The 17,421-nt window shown below is 69.0% G+C and carries 25 protein-coding genes; 13 read left to right on the top strand and 12 right to left on the bottom strand.

Annotated features, from left to right (window positions below; all coding sequences use genetic code 11):
• Window positions 1–82 precede the first annotated feature (82 nt).
• A complete protein-coding gene (locus tag CBM981_RS15550; protein ID WP_172820780.1) occupies window positions 83–244 on the top strand; it encodes a hypothetical protein in 162 nt (53 codons plus the stop codon).
• Window positions 245–249: 5 nt separating this feature from the next.
• Window positions 250–1,308 carry a metallophosphoesterase gene (locus CBM981_RS00820; RefSeq protein ID WP_087066849.1) on the top strand — a complete coding sequence of 353 codons (1,059 nt, stop codon included), beginning with the start codon at window positions 250–252 and terminating at the stop codon, window positions 1,306–1,308.
• Window positions 1,309–1,336: 28 nt separating this feature from the next.
• Here the strand turns inward: CBM981_RS00820 and CBM981_RS00815 are convergent, their stop codons facing one another.
• Window positions 1,337–2,089 carry a type 1 glutamine amidotransferase gene (locus CBM981_RS00815; RefSeq protein WP_087069086.1) on the bottom strand — a complete coding sequence of 251 codons (753 nt, stop codon included), beginning with the start codon at window positions 2,087–2,089 and terminating at the stop codon, window positions 1,337–1,339.
• Between the two features lie 367 nt (window positions 2,090–2,456).
• Here CBM981_RS00815 and CBM981_RS00810 point away from each other — a divergent pair, with 367 nt between their 5' ends.
• On the top strand, window positions 2,457–2,990 hold the full coding sequence (locus CBM981_RS00810; RefSeq protein ID WP_087066848.1) for a ferritin: 534 nt from the start codon (window positions 2,457–2,459) through the stop codon (window positions 2,988–2,990).
• A 132-nt stretch (window positions 2,991–3,122) separates the two neighbouring features.
• Window positions 3,123–3,467: a hypothetical protein gene (locus CBM981_RS00805; protein ID WP_157665281.1), complete on the top strand. Its 345-nt coding sequence runs from the start codon at window positions 3,123–3,125 to the stop codon at window positions 3,465–3,467.
• Here CBM981_RS00805 and gorA read toward each other — a convergent pair.
• Together gorA and CBM981_RS00795 are read right to left on the bottom strand one after the other, a co-directional pair.
• Window positions 3,464–4,828 (bottom strand): glutathione-disulfide reductase, encoded by a 1,365-nt coding sequence (gene gorA, locus CBM981_RS00800; protein WP_087066846.1) that lies wholly within the window; start codon window positions 4,826–4,828, stop codon window positions 3,464–3,466. The genes CBM981_RS00805 and gorA overlap by 4 nt on opposite strands.
• 159 nt (window positions 4,829–4,987) lie before the next feature.
• Complete coding sequence (locus CBM981_RS00795; protein WP_087066844.1) at window positions 4,988–6,451, bottom strand: ammonium transporter; 1,464 nt, start codon at window positions 6,449–6,451, stop codon at window positions 4,988–4,990.
• A 492-nt stretch (window positions 6,452–6,943) separates the two neighbouring features.
• Between CBM981_RS00795 and CBM981_RS00790 the strand changes: the two genes are divergently transcribed.
• The 4 genes from CBM981_RS00790 to CBM981_RS00775 all read left to right on the top strand — a co-directional run bounded on the left by CBM981_RS00790 (window position 6,944) and on the right by CBM981_RS00775 (window position 9,817).
• Window positions 6,944–7,144, top strand: coding sequence for a DUF4278 domain-containing protein (locus CBM981_RS00790; protein WP_087066842.1), 201 nt, complete (start codon window positions 6,944–6,946; stop codon window positions 7,142–7,144).
• 220 nt (window positions 7,145–7,364) lie between these two features.
• Window positions 7,365–7,706, top strand: a complete 342-nt coding sequence (locus CBM981_RS00785; RefSeq protein WP_087066840.1) for a P-II family nitrogen regulator — start codon at window positions 7,365–7,367, stop codon at window positions 7,704–7,706.
• Window positions 7,707–7,893: 187 nt separating this feature from the next.
• Window positions 7,894–9,141: a glutathione S-transferase family protein gene (locus CBM981_RS00780; protein ID WP_087066838.1), complete on the top strand. Its 1,248-nt coding sequence runs from the start codon at window positions 7,894–7,896 to the stop codon at window positions 9,139–9,141.
• Between the two features lie 19 nt (window positions 9,142–9,160).
• Complete coding sequence (locus CBM981_RS00775) at window positions 9,161–9,817, top strand: DUF2808 domain-containing protein (protein WP_225867455.1); 657 nt, start codon at window positions 9,161–9,163, stop codon at window positions 9,815–9,817.
• A gap of 76 nt (window positions 9,818–9,893) precedes the next feature.
• Here CBM981_RS00775 and CBM981_RS00770 read toward each other — a convergent pair whose 3' ends face one another.
• From CBM981_RS00770 to CBM981_RS00755, 4 genes are all read right to left on the bottom strand, one after another.
• A complete protein-coding gene (locus CBM981_RS00770) occupies window positions 9,894–10,127 on the bottom strand; it encodes a hypothetical protein (RefSeq protein ID WP_087069085.1) in 234 nt (77 codons plus the stop codon).
• Between the two features lie 122 nt (window positions 10,128–10,249).
• The gene (locus CBM981_RS00765) at window positions 10,250–10,642 is read right to left on the bottom strand and encodes a Hepatitis C virus core protein (RefSeq protein WP_087069084.1); all 393 of its coding nucleotides are present in this window, start codon (window positions 10,640–10,642) and stop codon (window positions 10,250–10,252) included.
• Window positions 10,643–10,696: 54 nt separating this feature from the next.
• A complete protein-coding gene (locus tag CBM981_RS00760) occupies window positions 10,697–11,416 on the bottom strand; it encodes a pirin-like bicupin family protein (protein WP_087066834.1) in 720 nt (239 codons plus the stop codon).
• Window positions 11,413–11,925: an NADPH-dependent FMN reductase gene (locus CBM981_RS00755; protein ID WP_172820779.1), complete on the bottom strand. Its 513-nt coding sequence runs from the start codon at window positions 11,923–11,925 to the stop codon at window positions 11,413–11,415. The genes CBM981_RS00760 and CBM981_RS00755 overlap by 4 nt, the downstream gene beginning before the upstream one ends.
• 121 nt (window positions 11,926–12,046) lie before the next feature.
• On the opposite strand from CBM981_RS00755, the gene CBM981_RS00750 reads away from it, so the two are divergent.
• From CBM981_RS00750 to CBM981_RS15095, 3 genes are all read left to right on the top strand, one after another.
• Window positions 12,047–12,445: a helix-turn-helix domain-containing protein gene (locus tag CBM981_RS00750; protein WP_087066831.1), complete on the top strand. Its 399-nt coding sequence runs from the start codon at window positions 12,047–12,049 to the stop codon at window positions 12,443–12,445.
• Window positions 12,446–12,645: 200 nt separating this feature from the next.
• On the top strand, window positions 12,646–13,230 hold the full coding sequence (locus CBM981_RS00745; RefSeq protein WP_087066829.1) for a hypothetical protein: 585 nt from the start codon (window positions 12,646–12,648) through the stop codon (window positions 13,228–13,230).
• Between the two features lie 76 nt (window positions 13,231–13,306).
• Window positions 13,307–13,855, top strand: coding sequence for a LexA family transcriptional regulator (locus CBM981_RS15095; protein WP_157665280.1), 549 nt, complete (start codon window positions 13,307–13,309; stop codon window positions 13,853–13,855).
• 170 nt (window positions 13,856–14,025) lie between these two features.
• Here the strand turns inward: CBM981_RS15095 and CBM981_RS00735 are convergent, their stop codons facing one another.
• Window positions 14,026–14,169, bottom strand: coding sequence for a chlorophyll a/b-binding protein (locus CBM981_RS00735; RefSeq protein ID WP_087066827.1), 144 nt, complete (start codon window positions 14,167–14,169; stop codon window positions 14,026–14,028).
• 41 nt (window positions 14,170–14,210) lie between these two features.
• On the opposite strand from CBM981_RS00735, the gene CBM981_RS00730 reads away from it, so the two are divergent.
• Entirely contained in the window at window positions 14,211–14,852 is a 642-nt protein-coding gene (locus CBM981_RS00730; RefSeq protein ID WP_087066825.1) for a triacylglycerol lipase, read from the top strand.
• Between the two features lie 94 nt (window positions 14,853–14,946).
• The gene (locus tag CBM981_RS00725; protein WP_157665279.1) at window positions 14,947–15,168 is read left to right on the top strand and encodes a hypothetical protein; all 222 of its coding nucleotides are present in this window, start codon (window positions 14,947–14,949) and stop codon (window positions 15,166–15,168) included.
• 4 nt (window positions 15,169–15,172) lie between these two features.
• Here the strand turns inward: CBM981_RS00725 and CBM981_RS00720 are convergent, their stop codons facing one another.
• The 4 genes from CBM981_RS00720 to CBM981_RS15730 all read right to left on the bottom strand — a co-directional run bounded on the left by CBM981_RS00720 (window position 15,173) and on the right by CBM981_RS15730 (window position 17,320).
• Window positions 15,173–15,457, bottom strand: coding sequence for a cell division protein SepF (locus tag CBM981_RS00720; RefSeq protein ID WP_087066821.1), 285 nt, complete (start codon window positions 15,455–15,457; stop codon window positions 15,173–15,175).
• A 188-nt stretch (window positions 15,458–15,645) separates the two neighbouring features.
• A complete protein-coding gene (locus CBM981_RS00715; protein WP_225867454.1) occupies window positions 15,646–16,104 on the bottom strand; it encodes a hypothetical protein in 459 nt (152 codons plus the stop codon).
• Window positions 16,105–16,172: 68 nt separating this feature from the next.
• Window positions 16,173–17,213 carry a hypothetical protein gene (locus CBM981_RS00710; RefSeq protein WP_225867453.1) on the bottom strand — a complete coding sequence of 347 codons (1,041 nt, stop codon included), beginning with the start codon at window positions 17,211–17,213 and terminating at the stop codon, window positions 16,173–16,175.
• Entirely contained in the window at window positions 17,183–17,320 is a 138-nt protein-coding gene (locus CBM981_RS15730; RefSeq protein ID WP_255376850.1) for a hypothetical protein, read from the bottom strand. The genes CBM981_RS00710 and CBM981_RS15730 overlap by 31 nt, the downstream gene beginning before the upstream one ends.
• Window positions 17,321–17,421 lie beyond the last annotated feature (101 nt).

Raw genomic sequence — 17,421 nt, 5'->3', positions numbered from 1 at the left:
CTCACATCTCGTGATGCATCGCAGGTGGTCGGGAAGCGATGGGGCTGCCTACGGTTGAAACAGCCGTCTAGGGAGTCCCACGATGCACACCCACGACCTGGAGAACCACGACAACCTCTACGCCGACGAGATCCAGGCGGTGGTCGGGGAGACTGCCAGCGACGCCCGCTCCCATGCCCTCTGGGCTGTCGCCCTGATCGCCGTGATGGTCATCGGCCTCGGCGCCTCCCTCGCGGTGTTCTGATCGCCATGCCCCTCACCCGCCGGCGCTTGCTCCACCTGGCTGCGGCGGGCTCGGGAGTGCTGGCGGTCCAGGCCCTCTGGCCCAGGCCCGCCTCCTCCGGCGGGGGGACTCCGGCAGCGTCCTCCCAGGCGGCTGCATCACCTCTGCGGCTGGCGCTGATCAGCGATCTCAACAGCAGTTACGGCTCCACCACCTATGTGCCCCAGGTGCAGCGGGGGGTGGACCTGCTCCAGAGCCTGGCCCCCGAACTGGTGATCTGCGCCGGCGACATGGTGGCCGGACAGAAAGCAGGCCTCAGCACAGGGCAGCTCGATGCGATGTGGCGCAGCTTCGGGCAGCAGGTTCTCGATCCGCTGGTGGGTCGGGGCATCGGCTTTGTGCCCGCCATGGGCAACCACGATGCCTCCAGCAGCCGAAGCCAGGGGCAGTATGTGTTCGCCCTGGATCGGCAGCGCGCCGAGCGCTTCTGGCTGGCCCAGCGCCCCAGGCTGGGGCTGAATCTGCTGAGCGCGGAGGCCTTCCCGTTCCGCTACAGCCTGCTGCACGGGGATGTCTTCCTCCTGGTGCTGGATGCCTCCTCGGCCTTCCTCGGCGCCGACCAGAAGCGCTGGGCCCAGCAGCAACTGGCCAGTGCGGCCGCCCGGCAGGCCAGGCTGCGCCTGGTGATCGGCCATCTGCCGCTCTACGCCGTGAGCCAGGGCCGGGATCGTCCCGGCGAGGTGCTGGATCGCCCCGGTGAGCTGCTGCAGCTGATGGAGCAGGGGCGGGTGAACCTCTATGTGAGCGGCCACCACCACGCCTACTTTCCCAGCCGCGTCGGCCGGCTGAACCTGCTCAGCCTGGGGGCAATGGGCAGCGGCCCGCGGCGGCTGCTCCAGAGCGGCCAGAGCCAGGGTCAGACCCTCACCCTGCTCGAGCTTCCGTCCGGAGGCCGCGAGCTGATCGAGACCACCTACAGCCTCAGCAGCCTCGCCCCCCTGGATCCAGCCACGTTGCCCCGGCAGCTGCAGCCCAGTGCGGGCCCCAGCCTGCCCCGTCGTGCATCCAGGATTCCGATCGCCTGATCTGCCTGCCAAATCTGCAGCAGTGCCATCACCGTTGCCCCTCACCTCCGGGGGCCAGAAGATCGAGCAGGTTGTCGATCAGCAGGCGCCCCTGGCGCCTGCTGCGTTCACCCCAAAGGCTGGCGTCATGGCGGATCCGCTGGGCAGCCCCCGGGCCCAGCGCCGCCTCCACGTAGTCGGCATCCTCCAGCAGCCAGCGCTCCAGATCGCCGGGCAGCACCTCCACATGGCACTGCAGGCCGTAGGCCCGCGGCCCCAGCCGGAAGACCTGCTCCGGGCAGAGCAGCGTGGAACCGAGCAACTGGGCCGAGGCCGGCAGGCGCACCCGATCGCCATGCCAGTGCAGCATCACCTCACTCGGATCGAGACCGCGCAGCAGCGGCTCCTGCTCAGGAGCCACGGTGAAGGACACCGCTCCCCAGCCCACCTCGCGGATCGGCACCGGCGGCTCACCCGCGCAGAGGGGCTCCACCAGCCCCCCGGCGGCATGCACCAGCAGCTGGGCCCCCAGGCAGAGGCCCACCACGGGATGGCGGCGTTCCAGCACGTGGCGCAGCAGGTCCACTTCAGCCGCGAGCCAGGGGTAGGCGGGGTCGCCGATCTGGGCCACCCCCATCGGACCGCCCAGCACCAGCAGCACATCGCCGACGCCGGGATCCGGCAGCGGATCGCCCCGATCCGGGCGGGACACCCGCAGCTGCCAACCCCTGGCGGCGGCCGCTTCCGCGAACAGGCCCGGCCCCTCCCGGTCGAGGTGCTGGATGGCGAGCAGGCAGGGCATGGCAGGCAGCTGCTGGTGCCCATCCTCCCCCCTGGCGACCACGCCCTCACGATGCACGCGTCTGTGCCATTGGCTGCCCGCCCCCGTTGCATGGATCAGCCCCAGCTCAGGCCAGCGGCAGCAGGCTGGAGCGAGCCGCCCGACCTCCCATGCTTCGTCTTCACGGCAACCGTCTCAGCCTGCTGGCCGCCCTCACCGCCCACTGGGCCCAGGGCCAACTGAATCTCCCCGCGCTGGGGTCGCCCTCGCCCGGGGCCGGCCTCAGGCGTCCGGGCGAAGGATCTGACCCTGCCCGCCGCCGTGCTGCCGGCAGACTCTCCCCTCCATAGCCTGGGGAGACTCCACCCCCAGGATCCCGGCCCCCCCTGTGAACAACCTCACCCAAGCCATCAACCGGCACCTGGAGTCGGAATTCCAGGCGAGCCACACGTATCTCGCCATGTCGATCTGGCTGCGGGAGAAGGATCTGGCCGGCTTCTCCCAGTACATGCTCACCAAGAGCGATGAGGAGCGCACCCATGCAGCCCGGATGATCGCCTACCTGGTGGACTGTGACGAACAGGTGGTGCTCCCCACGATCCAGGCCCCCCCTCGCCACTGGGACTCGGTTCAGCAGTTGTTCGATCGGGTCGACGAGATGGAGAAGGAGGTGACGGCCTCGATCAACCATCTGTACAGCCTGGCGGATGAGGCCTCCGAGCGCAGTGCCGCGGCGATGCTGGACTGGTTCGTGGAAGAGCAGATCAAGGAGGAGGCCGAGGCCCGGTTCGTCCGCAAGCGGCTCCGCCTGGCGGGGGACAACGCAGCGGCCCTGCTCCTGCTGGACCAGCAGTTTCTCGAGGGCACAGCCCTGGCCCACGTCAAGGCCACGATGATGGGCTACACCAATCAGGGAGCCTGATCAGGGGGCCTGACGCCGGCAACACGTCCGGGCAACAATGCCAGCAGCGGTGGACGAGGGTCCATGAGTCATCTGCGCGACATCATGCAGCGGCTTGCCAGCCGGCAGTCCCCCCCGGCAGACAGGGCGCCCGTGGCTCCGCACCCCCCCCAGCGGCTGTTCAGCGATGAGCTGGAGCACTGCACCGATGCCATGCTGCAATACGAGTGGGCCTGGCTCGAACGGCATCGTGAGGACCTGGAGCAGTGCCGCTTCAACCCCACCATGCTCGAAGCCACCGGTGGCCGTGCCCACCTCGAGGCCCTGATCGCCCAGGCCAGCCAATACGCAGCCCAGCTGGAGGAGATCTTCAGCCGGAAGGGGCTGATGCCGTGCCAGCACAGCCACAGCGTGGCTCCAGCTGAGCATGCGTGGGAGCTGAGCAACCAGGGGCTGCGTGAGCAATGGGGCATCACCCCCTCGGAGGAGATCCGCTAGTTGGGCATGGTCACGAATTCCTCCGCCACCGAGGGGTGCAGCGCCATGGTGCGGTCGAAGTCGGCCTTGGTGGCTCCCATGCCGATGGCGATCGCCGCCATCTGAATGATTTCGGCGGCATGGTCGCCCACCATGTGGCAACCGAGCACGCGGCCGGAGGCGATCTCCACGATCAGCTTGAGAAGCACCCGGGGGCCCCGCCCCGGCAACGCCTGACTCATGGGCCGGAAGCGGGCCCGATGGACCCGGACGGCCTCGGCGCCATGGCGGGCGATGGCCTGTTCCTCGGTGAGACCCACCCCGGCAAGTTCGGGCTGGGAGAACACGGCGCTGGCCACCAGATCATGGTCCACCTGCCGCGGCCGCTGGCCGTAGACGGTGTCGGCAAAGGCACGGCCCTCATCCACCGCCACCGGGGTGAGGTTCACCCGGTCGGTCACATCCCCCACGGCGTAGATGTGAGGCACGTTGGTGCGTTGATCCGCGTCGACTGCGATGGCATCGCCCTCCACGGCCACCCCGGCAGCCTCGAGATTGAGCCCGCGCAGAAAGGGCTTGCGACCCGTGGCCAGCAGCACCCCTCCACAGCCGATCTGCTCACCGCTCTGGGTGGTGAGCGTCAGCTCGCCGGGGGCGCACTCTCCGGTGATGGCCGCGGGGGTATGGGCGAAGCGCAGCGTGATGCCCTGCTCCTCCATGGCGTCCTGAACCGCACGGCTGGCCTCGCGATCGAAGCCGCGCAGCAGGTGGTCGCCCCGCACCAGCTGGGTGACGGCCACCCCGAGGCCGTGGAGGATGCAGGCGAACTCACAGGCGATGAAGCCGCCGCCCACCACCACCACGTGCTCGGGCAGTTGTTCCAGCAGGAACATGTCATCACTCACCCAGGCCAGATCGGCGCCGGGGATGGCGGGGCGGTGGGGTCGTCCACCCACGGCGATCAGGATGCGGGCGGCGCGCAGTTCCCTGCTGGAGCCATCGGCAGCGCTCACCGTCACGGTTTCGGGGCCCGTGAAGCTCCCCCAGCCGGGCACCAGATCCACACCCGCCTTCTCCAGCAGGCCGATGTGCAGCTGGTTGAGGCGATCCACCTCGGCGCGCACGTTGACGAGGAGTTGGGCCGCCTCGCAGCGGACCCCATCCAGATGCCAGCCGAAACTGGGCGCATCGTGCACGAGATGGCGGTAGGCGGAGCCGTACACCAGCAGCTTCTTGGGCACACAGCCGCGGATCACGCAGGTGCCTCCCACCCGATCCCCCTCCACGATCGCCACCCGGGCCCCGTAGGAGGCCGCCCGCTTGGCAGCGGCCAGGCCGCCGGAGCCGGCACCCAGCACGATCAAGTCGTAGCAGTCGGTCATCGCAACAGGGGGTTCGCGGCAGGGTCAGAACAGCAGCCACAGGCAGCCCGGCCGGGCCGCCGAGGGTCCAGCCCAGGGTAGGCAGCAAAAAGCCCACGGCTGACCGTGGGCCTAGGCCATGGGCGCTGGCGGAGAGCACCCAGGGAGGGATGATGGACCCTATTTGGCGCTGGCAGCGAAATCGGGGTAGGCCTCCATGCCATGTTCGCCGATGTCGAGGCCCTCGATCTCTTCCTTCTCGGTGACTCGGATGCCACCGAAGATGGCGCCGATGATCGACCAGGTGATCAGGGAAGCCACGATCGCGAAGATGGCGAAGGCCACGATGCCCACGATCTGGATGCCCAGCTGGGCGGGGCCATGGCCGGTGAGCAGGCCCTTGTCCATGTTGAACAGGCCCACAGCCAGGGTGCCCCACATGCCACAGGTGCCGTGCACCGAGAAGGCGCCCACGGGGTCGTCGATCTTGAGGCCGTCGATGAAGGCCACGGAGAGAACCACCAGCACACCCCCGATGAAGCCCACCACCCAGGCCGCGGGCATGGAGAAGCCGTCGCAGCCGGCGGTCACGGCCACCAGACCGGCCAGGATGCCGTTGATGGTCATGGTGAGGTCCGGCTTGCCACCGGTGAACTGGCTCATCAGGGTGGCGGAGATACCGCCGCCAGCCGCACCCAGCGTGGTGGTGACGGCCACGTAGGGGACGGTTTCGTTCATCGCCAGCACCGAGCCAGGGTTGAAGCCGTACCAGCCGATCCAGAGGATCAGGCAGCCGAGGGTGGCGATGGAGAGGTTGTGGCCAGGGATGGCCTGGGGCTTGCCTTCCACGAACTTGCCGATCCTGGGGCCGAGCAGAATGGCGCCGATCAGGCCGGCCCAGGCCCCGAAGGAGTGCACCACCGTGGAGCCGGCGAAGTCGATGAAGCCGAGGCTGGCCAGCCAGCCACCACCCACACCGGCGTCATCGGGGAAATTCCACTGCCAGGAGCCGGAGATCGGGTAGAGGATGCCGCAGAGCACCAGGGAGAAAATCACGAACTCCCCGAACTTGATGCGCTCAGCGACTAGACCGGAAACGATCGTGGCAGCCGTGCCCACGAAGGCGGCCTGGAAGAGGAAGTCGATGCTGGGCACGAGCGCAGCGTCGGTGACCATCTCGGCGGTGACGGTGGGATCAAAGAAGATTCCACCGAACTTGAACCAACCGGGAATCACCCAGTCGGCGTTGTACATGATCTTGTAGCCGATGAACCAGTAGGCCGACACCGCCAGGGCGAAGACGATAAGGTTCTTGGCCAGGATGTTGACAGCGTTCTTCTGCCGACACAACCCAGCTTCCACCATGGCGAAGCCGGCGTTCATGAAGATCACCAGAACCGCGGCGATCAACAGGAACATGTTGTTGGCCAGGAAGGCGGCCGTGAGTTCCGGGAGCTCAGCTGCGTGGGCGGAGAGGTTGAACACCCCGAGGCCGAACAGGGCGAGGGGGATGCAGGCCAACCAGACAAGGCTGCGCTGGGAGGAGAGGCCTCGGATTCCGCGCAGCAGCAAGGAGGGGGCCTCCAGCAGACTCGCCTCCTGCAGGCGCTTCGGGCGCCTGGGAGGGTGGGAAGCAATGGTCATGGGCAGATCAGAAAGACGGCTGCTCGATGGGGGTAGGACGCCCACAGGGCGCCCATTGCGAACGACAATGCGCTGTAGCGGCACCCTCCGGTGTTCGTTTTGATACCAAATGGGCCCAGGCTCCCGACTGCGGCTCCTTCCGTGCGGAAACACAGGCACAGCCCTAGGCCCAGCCCATGCCAGTGCGGCAGATTGCGAAGTTTCCCTTCTTTCCGGCAGCAATGTTCACAATGAACAGCGGAAGGGCGTAGACCAGTGCTGCAGGACAGTCCGTTGGGCCCTTGCCCTTCTGCGAATGCCCGGCACCGGACAGCCACCTCGCTCTGCGTCGGGCTGGCACGGACCAGGAGTCCAGAAGGTGACAGCTGGAAGTAACCCGATCACGAGCACCCCCACACGGCTGACTCGGCACGGGTGAAGCAACGCTCCTCTGCCCCACGCCGGTCGCCTTGTGCGCACCGCTTGCTTTCAATCCCCAACGCGGTCGGAACCATGACCAACTCCCAACTTCGCTATCGCGGCATTCCCTACGACGCCAGCCAGCACGAGCACCCCTCCAGCGAGGCTGTCGAGCACACCTACAGGGGGCGGCACTACCTGGCACCCCTGCGCCATGAGCCGGCACCGGTGGACACCTCCCGTGAGCTCCACTACCGCGGGGCGGTGTATCACCACCGCGCCAACGCCGCCTGAAAGGCAACCGGCAGCGCACCCCCAGGCCCGGCGCTCCTCCCCGGATCGTGAGCGTCGGGCTTTTGCCTTGGCTGCGGGGGGAACGGGCTCAGCGCTGCGGGTCAGCGCCCCGGGTCGGCCCTCCGATCAACGTTGCCACCGGTTTGGGGCAGATGGCTGTCGTTGCTACAGAACGCGGGGCACCCACCCCCTAGATCAGAAGAGCTGCATCCTGTATCGCGTGAAACAGATTCAAGCCATCGTGCGCCCCGAGAAGCTTGACGCCGTGAAGGAAGCCCTCGTCGAGGTCGGCATCAACGGCATCACCGTCACTCCGGTGCAGGGCTTTGGCAAGCAGATGGGCCACACCGAGGTCTATCGGGGTGTGAAGGTGGAAGCCAAGCTGCTCACCAAGATGAACGTCACCACGGTGGTCACCGATGAGGCCGTGGACAAGGTGGTGGAGGCCATCCTGTCGGCAGCCCGCACCGGTGAGATCGGAGACGGCAAGATCATCATCACGCCGGTGGAAAACGCCATCAGGATTCGCACCGGCGAGTCCGGTGACTCCACCCTGATCTGAATCCCTCCATCGATTTCCACACCTGGCTGATGGCCGCGTCGACGGCCCCCAGCTGGCTCTCAGTGCTGGCGGGTTCGCGCCTCTGGCGGCAGGATCCGTCCCCCGACCAACGGCACCATCGTGCTGCGATCGCGATCCACCCGCCGGCGTCCCCTAGAACAGGCCCGCGCCATACGGAAGCGACCCTGTGATCGAGCCCCTGTCCTGGGATGAGCTGGCCTCCCGGGCATCAACCCCGGCCGATCGCGTGCATGGCCCCACCAATGCCCAGGCGCTCCTGCGGCTGTTCGGCCACAACGCGCGCGACGTTCGCGTCATCCTTTACCGGGACCACCATGCCTGGTGCCCCTACTGCCAGAAAGTGTGGCTCTGGCTGGAGGAGCGGCGGATCCCTTACCGGATCCGCAAGGTCACGATGGTGTGCTACGGCACCAAGGAAGCCTGGTACCGCCAACGGGTGCCTTCCGGAATGCTGCCGGCCATCGAGTTCGATGGCCGGCTGATCACCGAGAGCGACCGCATCCTCGAGGCGCTGGAGCAGGCCTTCGGCGCCCTGGCGGCAGGACTGCATCAGCCTGAGGTGTTGCCCCTGCGGCAGCTGGAACGGCTGCTGTTCCGGAGCTGGTGTGCCTGGCTCTGCCAACCCCACCGGAATGGGGCCAGCGACCAGCAGGCCCAGCTGCAGTTCCAGCGCACGGCCGCGGCGATGGAAGCGGCTCTGGAGCAGACCGCCGGCCCCTGGCTGCTGGATCGATTCAGCACGGCCGATCTCGTGTTCGTGCCCTACCTCGAGCGGATGAACGCTTCGCTGGCCTACTACAAGGGGTTCCTGCTGCGCCAGGAGCATCCCACCCTCCACCGCTGGTTCACGGCCCTTGAGCAGCGGCAGACGTACCGCGGGACCCAGGGCGACTTTCACACCCATGCCCATGACCTTCCCCCCCAGATGGGGGGATGCTTCGCCACCAACAGCGCCATCCAGATGGCCCTGGCCCGGCGCATCGATGCAGGCCCCTGGCCCCTCACCATGGCCGATGGTTCCGACCCCGAGACATCGGCGCCGGAGCCCGAGGATGCCGCGGCCGTGGCCCTGGAACGGATGCTGCGGCACCGCAGAGTGCTGCAGGAGCGTCCTGCCCTGGCTGGCGCGGCAATGGATCAGGCCCTGCGCTGCGCCCTCACCCAGCTGATCGGAGCTGGCCCCTGTTCGCCACCCCCTGGAACCGCGGCGGGTCTGCGCAGCCTGCGCGATCGCATCAGCGTGCCGCGCGACATGCCCCTGCATGCGGCACGGCACCTGCGCCAGGCGCTGGAGGCCACCGCCCAGCGCGATCCGATCGCCTCCGAGGCCCAGGCCCCAGCGTTGCCGGTGCAGCACCGCCGCGACCAGGATCCACGCCCCTTTGTGGAGGCCTCCGTAGCATCGGCCCTGTGAGTTGTGGTCCTGGTCAGCCATGAAGTCGACCGATCCCTCCTGCCCCAGGCCGCGACCAGCAGCCTGCCGGAGCCGTCACCGTTCCGCCCAAGGCCTGGCCCGCACCGTCGCTCCCCTGCTCAGTGGCCCTGGGCTGGCCATGCTCCTGATCGTGCTGCCCAGTCCCCCCGCGGCCCAGGCCGGGGAGCAACCCTCCACCCTGGCCCTGGAGCTGCGCGGCAGCACCTACTTCCGCCGTGCCCCCTGGAAGGTGGATCTGGTGAGCTACAACTCGATCGTGTCACAGCCATCGGCGCGGTACTACTTCACCGTGGAGCTTCCCGAGGATGCCGGTGCCTCCCTGGAGGGCCTGAGCTTTCGCCAGACCCGCGGGGTGGACACCAGGTTTGCCTTCAGTCCGGAACGCACCCGAGCCTTCGTCGGACGCCCGCGCCGCGAGGGCCGGGCGATTGCCGTGGACGCCGAATTCGATGCACGGCAACGCGAAGTGCGGGTGAGCTTCCCGGAACCGGTTCCCCCGGGCACCACGGTCACCGTGATGCTCAAGCCCTGGGCCAACCCCTCGATGTCCGACACCTACATGTTCCAGGTGCAGGCGTTTCCGGCCGGCCCCAACCCCAGCCCGGCCCCCCTGGGTTTCGCCACCCTGCGGATCTACGACCCCGACTGGCGCTGACCACCGCCAAAAAAACCACCGCCAAAAAAACCGGGAGGGCCGAAGCCCTCCCGGCAGGCGTCACACCCCTTGACGGTCAACCGGTGCCCCCGGGGAAACGGAGCGTGCGCCAGTCGCCACTGGCGGTGCTCACTTCCACCCCGATCTCCACCGGACCCTGACTGGCACCGAACTGGTCCTGCCACCAGCCCATCGCCTCGGTCCAGGCGGCGTCCAACGACTCATAAAGGTCGTCAAGCACCGGATGGGGGGCACCCTGTTGATCGACAAGACGGTAGTGACGCACATGCTGGGCATGAACGGGAGCCATCTCTGACAACACGAGATCCAACGGGGATCATGGCCCTTGTGACAGCCAGAAACTGTCACCTTCACAACATCTTCGGGTGGTCCGGGCCCTGGCGGCAAAACCGGAGGGCTGCTAAGGGAGGCTCAGGTGAGATAGCGGCGGATGCAGGGGCGGCACCAGTACACCAGCACGGCCGCATTCACCGTCCACACCAGGCCGGCGATCACGGCGGTGAGCGCACGCCCCTCGCTGAACACCGCCAGACGCACGATGCCGTAGGGCAGGCCCACGGCCAGGCTCATCGAGAGGGCCACGATCGCCACGATCTGTCCCCAGGCGCGCCACTTCAGCAGCCCCGTGGTCGCCACCAGCCCCACCACGGCCGTGGGGAGCACGGCACTGGAGCCGAGCACGATGTGCACCGTGCGCCAGGTGGGATCCCGCAGGATCACCAGGAGGATGAACGGGAGCAGCAGGGCGTTGGCCACCAGGCCCAGCCAACTGAGCGTGAGGTAGCCGCGCGGGGGCTGAAGCATCGCGAGCTGGAGGTCCAAGGGAAGGGGCGACCGGGTCACCATGCTCGGACATGATCAGCGCAGCGCGAACAGCAGCAGATCGGCCCCCTCCGGGCCCGCCACGAACGGGGGCAAGGCGCCGGCCTCGAAGCCGATCCCATCCCCGCGCTGCAGGGGTCTGCCAGCGATCTCCCCGCGGCCGTCGATCAGCTGCAGCCAACCCTGGCTGCCGGGGCCGATGGCCGCCTCCAGGGCATCACCCGGCCGGGGCCTGGCGCGCCACAGCTGCACCGGCCGCTGGATCGCCAGGGTGTCCCCGGCGGCGTCGGGCGTAAGCAGGGGCGTCCAGCCCGCGCCGATGCGGAAGGACTTCTGGCCGTAGGCCGGCGGCAGCGCCCTGCGGGCCGGCTCGATCCAGATCTGCAGCAGCCGGCAGGGGCGCTCGCCGAGGTTCATCTCGCTGTGCACCACCCCGGTGCCGGCGCTCATCACCTGCACCTCACCTTCCCGCAGCACCGCCGTGTGCCCCATGGAATCGCGGTGGTTCAGCTGGCCCTCCACCATCACCGTCACGATCTCCATGTCGCGGTGGGGATGGAGGCCGAACCCCTTACCCGCCGCGATGGTGTCGTCATTGATCACCCGCAGCGGCCCGAAGCCCATCCAGGCGGGGTCGTAGTGGTTCGAGAACGAGAAGGAGTGCCAGCTGTCCAGCCAGTCGAGCCGGCTGTGGAAGCGCTCGGCGGCAGGACGAAACACCAGGGTGTCGGACCCCGGGGAGGTGAGGGAGGTCATGGATGGGAGCTGTCGAGGGAAAGCAGCCGATCCACCAGATCGGCGATGCTGCTGTCCTTGGCCGGATGGGTGGCGTTGCTCACCAGCTGGCGGCCCACCACATGGGCGCCCAGATGGGCCAGCTGCAGCCGCAGCGCCGCCATCACGGTGTGCCCGCCGCCGCCGGAATGGGTGGCGATGGCGATCGGACGCTGGTTGAACAGGGCGCGGAAGTCGTCGCCCTGCACCGACAGCCAGGCGATGGCACTGGTGAGCACCGGCGGAATCGAGCCGTTGTACTCCGGGGCACAGATCACCCAGCGGGGCACCGCCGCCAGGCGGCGCTGCAGATCGGCCACGGCGGCAGGGAGGCCTGCCTCCAGGGCGCGGGGCGTGAACAGGGGGAGCGGCAGGGCCGTGAGGTCCAGCACATCGGCGCTGAGGTCACGGGCCCTGGCCGCCGCCGCGAAGCGCTCAGCCAGGCGCAGATTCTCGCCGTTGCTGGCGGCCAGCACGAGCAGATCGGTCATCACGGCAGGATCACGGAAGCCGGCCCTGGGGAACCGGTGACGGACAGACCGATCGTGCGGCAGCCTCCCCCCTCGGCACAAGCAGGTACGCCAAAGTGGGTCGGTGACCTCGACGTAACCCATGGACGGGCAGGAGGCCGAGCGGCCGCAGGGCTCCCGGCCCGGATTCCGCCACAGCCACGACCATGCCGGCTGCAAGGCCCAGCTGGCCCTGCGGGTGATCCAGGGCCGCTGGAAGCTGCTCATCCTGCGCGAACTCATCGAGGCGGTGTGTCGCTTCTCCGATCTCCAGCGCGCCCTCCACGGCATCAGCCAGAAGGTGCTCACCGCCCAGCTGCGCGAACTGGAAGCCGACGGCGTGGTGCAGCGCACCGTGTATGCCCAGGTGCCGCCGCGGGTCGACTACGCCATCACCCCCCTGGGGCGGGAGCTGCTGCCGGTGCTGGACGAACTGCATGCCTGGGGCGAGAAAGTGAGCCCTGCACAGCAGGATGTGGTGGGCCCTGGCCTGGGCGGCTAAGTTGCCAGCATCGGGTCCAATGGAGGCGGCGGACCCACCCCCGCCGATGCCCCCCGACCGAACGGATCACGTTCCACGAATCACGTTCCGGCGTTCCTGCCCCACCCGGCGAACCTGCCCCACATGGAAACCAGGCCCATCGTGCCGGCCATCAGCATGTCCATCCGGATCGCCCCCCCCACCGTTCCCGGCTTGCGTTGATGCCTTTCCGGCTGGTGAACCTGCTGGTGCTGGCGGGCCTGGCTGCGACGCCCGCCAGCAACGCCATACAGCAGCAGCCCCAGCTGCCGGTGGCCGTCTGCGTGGTGGCCCCCCGGGTGGAACCGGTGGAGGACGCGGACGCGCTGGGCATCGTGCCGGTGGCCCGGCCCCGCCTGGTGGTGGTGGAGCCGTTGCTGGAGCTGCGGATCGCGCGCCCGCGCGCCACCACCTGGCGCCTGGTGAGCACCCCCGAGCAACCCATTCGCACACCGCTCGACTGGCCCACCGCACCGATCCTTCCGGGAGAGCTGGTGCTGCTGCAGCTCCGCCCCCAGGATGCCGCCGCCGACGCCTTCGCCCATGTCCATCTGGTGGGCGCCGCCGCCGGCCGGATGGAATCCACCCGGCGGCTGATCGAAGGTCTGCAGGACAGTGGCGCGGCGTGGGTCAACGCCATCGACACGGCGCTGCGCGAGGGTGACGTGCCGCTGGCCTGGTCGCTGCTGTTCGCGCCCCAGGCCCCCGCTGACGCCGACCTGCAGGCCATCCAGGAGGAGGTGGTCCGGCGGGGCTGCGGCGGGTGACCGGCAGCGCGCCCACGCCATGCAGGACACCCACGCCATGCAGTACAAATGTACGCAGCGTCGTGGTCCGAGCTGCATGCAGCACCTTCGCCAGGGGGCCCCTGGAGGCGAGCTCACCTGGCTCGGCCCCATCGACAGTGCCGCGACCGGCTCCGGACTGCCCCTCGCCATGGAGGCCGTGGCGGCGGGATTCCCCAGCCCGGCTGACGACTACGTCGAAGCCTCGATCGATCTCAACACCGCCCTGATCCCACGGCCCACCTCCACGTTTCTGATGCGGGTGGAGGGGGATGCCATGCGGTCCGCCGGCATCCACCACGGCGACCTGCTGGTGATCGACCGCAGCGTGAGCGCACGCCCCGGCTGCACGGTGGTCGCCGTGCACGAGGGGCGCTTCGTGCTGCGGCACCTGCGCGGTGACCGTCCGCCCTGGCACCTGGTGGCCAGCGACCCCACCATCGCCCCCATCGTGCTGCAGGACAGCGAGCCGGTGATCTGGGGGGTGGTGATCCATGCGGTGCACCATCTCCTGCCGCGCCGGCGGCAGCACGACGCCATCATCAGAAACCCTGGGACCGCAGCCACACCGCCAGGAGAGCCATGGGAAGGAACACCGCCGCGATGATCTGCAGCTTCACCACCACGGGGGACGGTGGCGGGGAGGGAGGCATGGACACACGGGGGCGACGGGGCTGGGCAACCATGGCAGCCCCGGTGCCCTGACACAACGGTGCCACGGCACAACAAAGCCCCCTGGCAAGGCCAGGGGGCGGGAGAGGCGATGGTGCCGGAGCTTCAGCCGAGACCCACCTGGGCCAGGATGCCCTGGCCGGTGAGGATTTCGGTGGCCAGGCCGATCACGAAACCCATCATGGCCAGACGGCCATTCCAGGTTTCCGCGAAGGCAACGAAACCGAAGCGGGAGGTGCTGTCAGCCATGGAAGGCAGGTGAAGAAAGACTGCGAAGATTGTAACGGAAGATGAAGGATCGTGGCGGGTCGGGGCGTGGGGAAAGCCGCACCTCCGGCCGGGACGACACCCCCCTGGTGCTGGTGCACGGTCTCTGGGACACCCCCCGGATTTTCGAGCCGCTGACGCGCCACCTCGCCGGCCGGCGCCAGCCCCTGCTGGCGCCCCACCTGCCCCATGGCCTCGGCCAGGTGCCCCTGGACGCCATGGCCGGGCAGCTGGCGGAACACCTGGCGGCCGCCGTGGCGCCGAACCAGCCGATCGACCTGCTGGGCTTCTCCATGGGCGGGGTGGTGGCCCGGATCTGGATCCAGCGGCTGGGAGGGCATCGCCGGACACGACGCTTCATCAGCGTGGGGAGTCCCCACCACGGCTCCCTCAATGCCCTGCTCTGGCCCCGCTGGCTCCTGCCCGGCATCGCCGACATGCGCTGCGGCAGCGAGCTGCTGCGACAGCTCAACCGGGAACACAGAACACTGGAGCAGGTGGATTGCTGCAGCTTTTACACCCCGATGGATCTGATGGTCACCCCGGGGTGGCGGGCTGTGCTGCCCTGCGGCCGGCGGGAACGGCTGCCGGTCTGGACCCATGAACAACTGATCCGCTCACCGATCTCCCTGGAACGGCTGTGCCACGAACTGCTCAGGCCCTGAACAGCAGGGCCTGACGGAGCAGGACCGGGGCCACAAATCCTGGGAAAACATGAAGGCCCTGCCGGGGGGAATCGGCCACCCCCAGAATGGCGCGATGGCCGAGCCCAGTCCCGAAGGTCGTTACCGCGTCCGCCCCCGCGTGGAACGCGAGCAGAGCGTGCCCCAGCAGGTGCTGGCGGCCCGGTTCCACTACCGCGACGAGGCCGAGACCTTCGCCCAGGCCCTGGCCCTGCAGCAGCAGCAGGGTGTGGTGGTGGAGAAGCTGGCTCCAGGGGGGTGCTGGCTGCAGCTCAGCACGGTTGCCTCCCACCCCTGAGGCGTCAGGTCCCTGGGGAACCCGGAGAGGCCTCGCGCCGGAGGCTGATCAGTTCCGGGGCGAACACGAAGGTCACCGCGTCGAGGCACTCGGCCTGGCCGTCGATGGCGCTCACCCCACCGGCCACGAAATCGATCAGCCGCTGGGCCTCAGCGCGGTCCATGGAGCCGGCGTTCACGACCACCGTCTTGAGCTCGCGCACCGCCTGGACGATTTCCTGGGCATCTTCGAAGTGGAGGGGGTGAAACACCACCACCTCCGGCAACCAGTCGCCAAAAGGGGTCTGCATGGCCGCGGCGCGTGGGCGCAGGCTAGTCGCGGCGGCCTGCACCTGCTCAGGGTCGTGATCCAACGGCACAGCGGTGCCAGGCAAACTGCCAAGCAAAAGGGGCCCCGCAGGGCCCCGTCTCGGAAAACATCCCCAGGCAAGTGGGGACATCGTCCACCTCGACCCTGCGACCGTACCTGGCCAGGCGGTCAGGCTGACGAACCGGCCGCGATGGCCTCACACGGGTAACGCACCTGATCGCCACGGCGCAGCCGCAGATCGGGCCGCTCGGGGTCCTCCAGGCTCCACCACCAGCGTCCATCGGTGAAGCTGGGAGGCCCGGCATTGTTGGTGCGGGGCAGCTGCAGCTGCAGGCCGCGCCAGTGAATCACCACAAAGGCCCCGGGCACCGTGCCCGCGACTGTGTTGGGAACCCCGGGGGCGTCGACGGCACCGTTGTCGATCGTTGCCACGAGCAGGTCGCCGTCACAGCAATACCGGGTGGGCAGGCCGGTGCCATCCGCCGCCATCGCCGCAGCAACGCTGCCGGGGCAGAGCAGCAGCAGTGCGGCGAGTGCCAGGCCCAGGATCCGGCCCAGGCCCAGGATCCGGCGGGGGCCGGCGGGGGGGGCCAGCCGGGGGGGACGGTCACCGGCCTGTGGCTCCATGCTGCTGCTCCAGGACCGGGGCGTCGGGATCCCCATTGTGGGCCGATGCCCTCGCTGCTGCCGGCCCCTCAGCCCAGGCCTGCCTGCAGCAGCGCGTTCGCGAGCAGTTCGGCGCTGCGCAGCGCTCCCTCGATCCGGCCAAACCCCGGCCCTGCGAGGAAATCCCCGCAGAAGCCGACCCGGCTGCCGGGGCAGAGCATCAGGGCCTGCGGCAGCCCCGGCGCCACGGGGAAGGCCGCCCCCCAGCGCATCAGCTGGGGGGCGGCCCGCTCCAGGCTGCCCGCGTCGATCCAGGGGGCCAGGCACTGGAGCACCGCCTGGGAGAGGGCCTCGATCACCTGCTCTTCACGCCCGGCCTCCGGGGGGAGGGCCAGGAGCCGGGCCACGGCGGAGCGGGATCCATAGACATCGAGATGGTCGGCCGCGAAGGCATCGCTGGAGTGGGCCACCACGGTGCAGCGGCCATCGGCGAGGGGTTGGATGCTGATCCGCCGCAGCCCCCAGCACTGCTGGGCAGCGGCATCGAAGTTGACCAGCGTGAAGGGGAGGGCACGCCAGGGCGAGGCGTCTTCCTCCGGCACGATCAGCAGCAGGTTGCTGCGGGCTTCGGCGCGGATGCCGGCGATCGTGGTGAGGGCGTGGTCGAGCTGGAGATCACCGAGCTTGGCCGCAGCCTCGGCCATGGGCACGGCGGGCCAGTCGAACAGGAGGCGGCTGCGGGGATGGGCCAGCAGCGTGCTGCTCAGCACCAGCCATTCCGCTTCCCCCACCAGGGAGCCAGAGCGGTCCCGCAGTCTCCAGGTGCCCGTGTCCGCAACGTCCAGAAAGCGAACCAGCGTGCGGTAGTGGGAGGTGACGCTGGGCGCGGACGGCCGGGCGGCGAGCTGCAGCAGGCCGCGGCACAGGCCATCCATGCCGCCCACCCCCCCGTAGAGGCTGCCCTGGCCCAGCATGTCGGGACGGCCGATGTGGAGCTTGGACTCTCCCTCCAGCAGCGCCATCAAGCCGGACCAGGGAGCGATCCAGCCTCCGGCCAGAAGGGGCTCCAGCAGGGCAGGAGCAGGCTCAGCCGTGATGTTCAGCAGCGGCGCCCCATGGTCGATCGCCACAGCTGCATCCTGGCGTGAGCGCCGGGTACTGGCCCGCCCCCCGGCCCACGCCCCACCTCCCACAGGCTGATCGGGCCGGTGAAGCCCTGCAGCCGTAGCTGGGCCACACAGGCGCAACCGGCCACGCCTGCCCCAATGACGGCAACAGATCCCGCAACGGGTCGGGGTCTCAACAGGCTTCACCCCAGGGCGCCATCAGGATGGCAGG

The sequence above is a fragment of the Cyanobium sp. NIES-981 genome (genome assembly GCF_900088535.1).
Lineage (GTDB): Bacteria > Cyanobacteriota > Cyanobacteriia > PCC-6307 > Cyanobiaceae > NIES-981.
Note: the sequence above shows the minus strand (reverse complement) of the source record. Positions and strands in the feature narration are given on the sequence as shown.

Bases quoted from the DNA above. Each gene is read 5' to 3' on its own strand.
- CBM981_RS00715 (WP_225867454.1), bottom strand. From the start codon at position 16,104: ATGGAGCCACAGGCCGGTGACCGTCCCCCCCGGCTGGCCCCCCCCGCC.
- CBM981_RS00745 (WP_087066829.1), top strand. From the start codon at position 12,646: ATGCCTTTCCGGCTGGTGAACCTGCTGGTGCTGGCGGGCCTGGCTGCG.
- CBM981_RS00725 (WP_157665279.1), top strand. From the start codon at position 14,947: ATGGCCGAGCCCAGTCCCGAAGGTCGTTACCGCGTCCGCCCCCGCGTG.
- CBM981_RS00765 (WP_087069084.1), bottom strand. From the start codon at position 10,642: ATGCTTCAGCCCCCGCGCGGCTACCTCACGCTCAGTTGGCTGGGCCTG.
- CBM981_RS00790 (WP_087066842.1), top strand. From the start codon at position 6,944: ATGACCAACTCCCAACTTCGCTATCGCGGCATTCCCTACGACGCCAGC.
- CBM981_RS00815 (WP_087069086.1), bottom strand. From the start codon at position 2,089: ATGCCCTGCCTGCTCGCCATCCAGCACCTCGACCGGGAGGGGCCGGGC.
- CBM981_RS00730 (WP_087066825.1), top strand. From the start codon at position 14,211: ATGAAGGATCGTGGCGGGTCGGGGCGTGGGGAAAGCCGCACCTCCGGC.
- CBM981_RS00795 (WP_087066844.1), bottom strand. From the start codon at position 6,451: ATGACCATTGCTTCCCACCCTCCCAGGCGCCCGAAGCGCCTGCAGGAG.
- CBM981_RS00820 (WP_087066849.1), top strand. From the start codon at position 250: ATGCCCCTCACCCGCCGGCGCTTGCTCCACCTGGCTGCGGCGGGCTCG.
- CBM981_RS15550 (WP_172820780.1), top strand. From the start codon at position 83: ATGCACACCCACGACCTGGAGAACCACGACAACCTCTACGCCGACGAG.
- CBM981_RS00760 (WP_087066834.1), bottom strand. From the start codon at position 11,416: ATGACCTCCCTCACCTCCCCGGGGTCCGACACCCTGGTGTTTCGTCCT.
- CBM981_RS00720 (WP_087066821.1), bottom strand. From the start codon at position 15,457: ATGCAGACCCCTTTTGGCGACTGGTTGCCGGAGGTGGTGGTGTTTCAC.
- CBM981_RS00750 (WP_087066831.1), top strand. From the start codon at position 12,047: ATGGACGGGCAGGAGGCCGAGCGGCCGCAGGGCTCCCGGCCCGGATTC.
- CBM981_RS00755 (WP_172820779.1), bottom strand. From the start codon at position 11,925: ATGACCGATCTGCTCGTGCTGGCCGCCAGCAACGGCGAGAATCTGCGC.
- gorA (WP_087066846.1), bottom strand. From the start codon at position 4,828: ATGACCGACTGCTACGACTTGATCGTGCTGGGTGCCGGCTCCGGCGGC.
- CBM981_RS00775 (WP_225867455.1), top strand. From the start codon at position 9,161: ATGAAGTCGACCGATCCCTCCTGCCCCAGGCCGCGACCAGCAGCCTGC.
- CBM981_RS00770 (WP_087069085.1), bottom strand. From the start codon at position 10,127: ATGGCTCCCGTTCATGCCCAGCATGTGCGTCACTACCGTCTTGTCGAT.
- CBM981_RS00735 (WP_087066827.1), bottom strand. From the start codon at position 14,169: ATGGCTGACAGCACCTCCCGCTTCGGTTTCGTTGCCTTCGCGGAAACC.
- CBM981_RS15095 (WP_157665280.1), top strand. From the start codon at position 13,307: ATGCAGCACCTTCGCCAGGGGGCCCCTGGAGGCGAGCTCACCTGGCTC.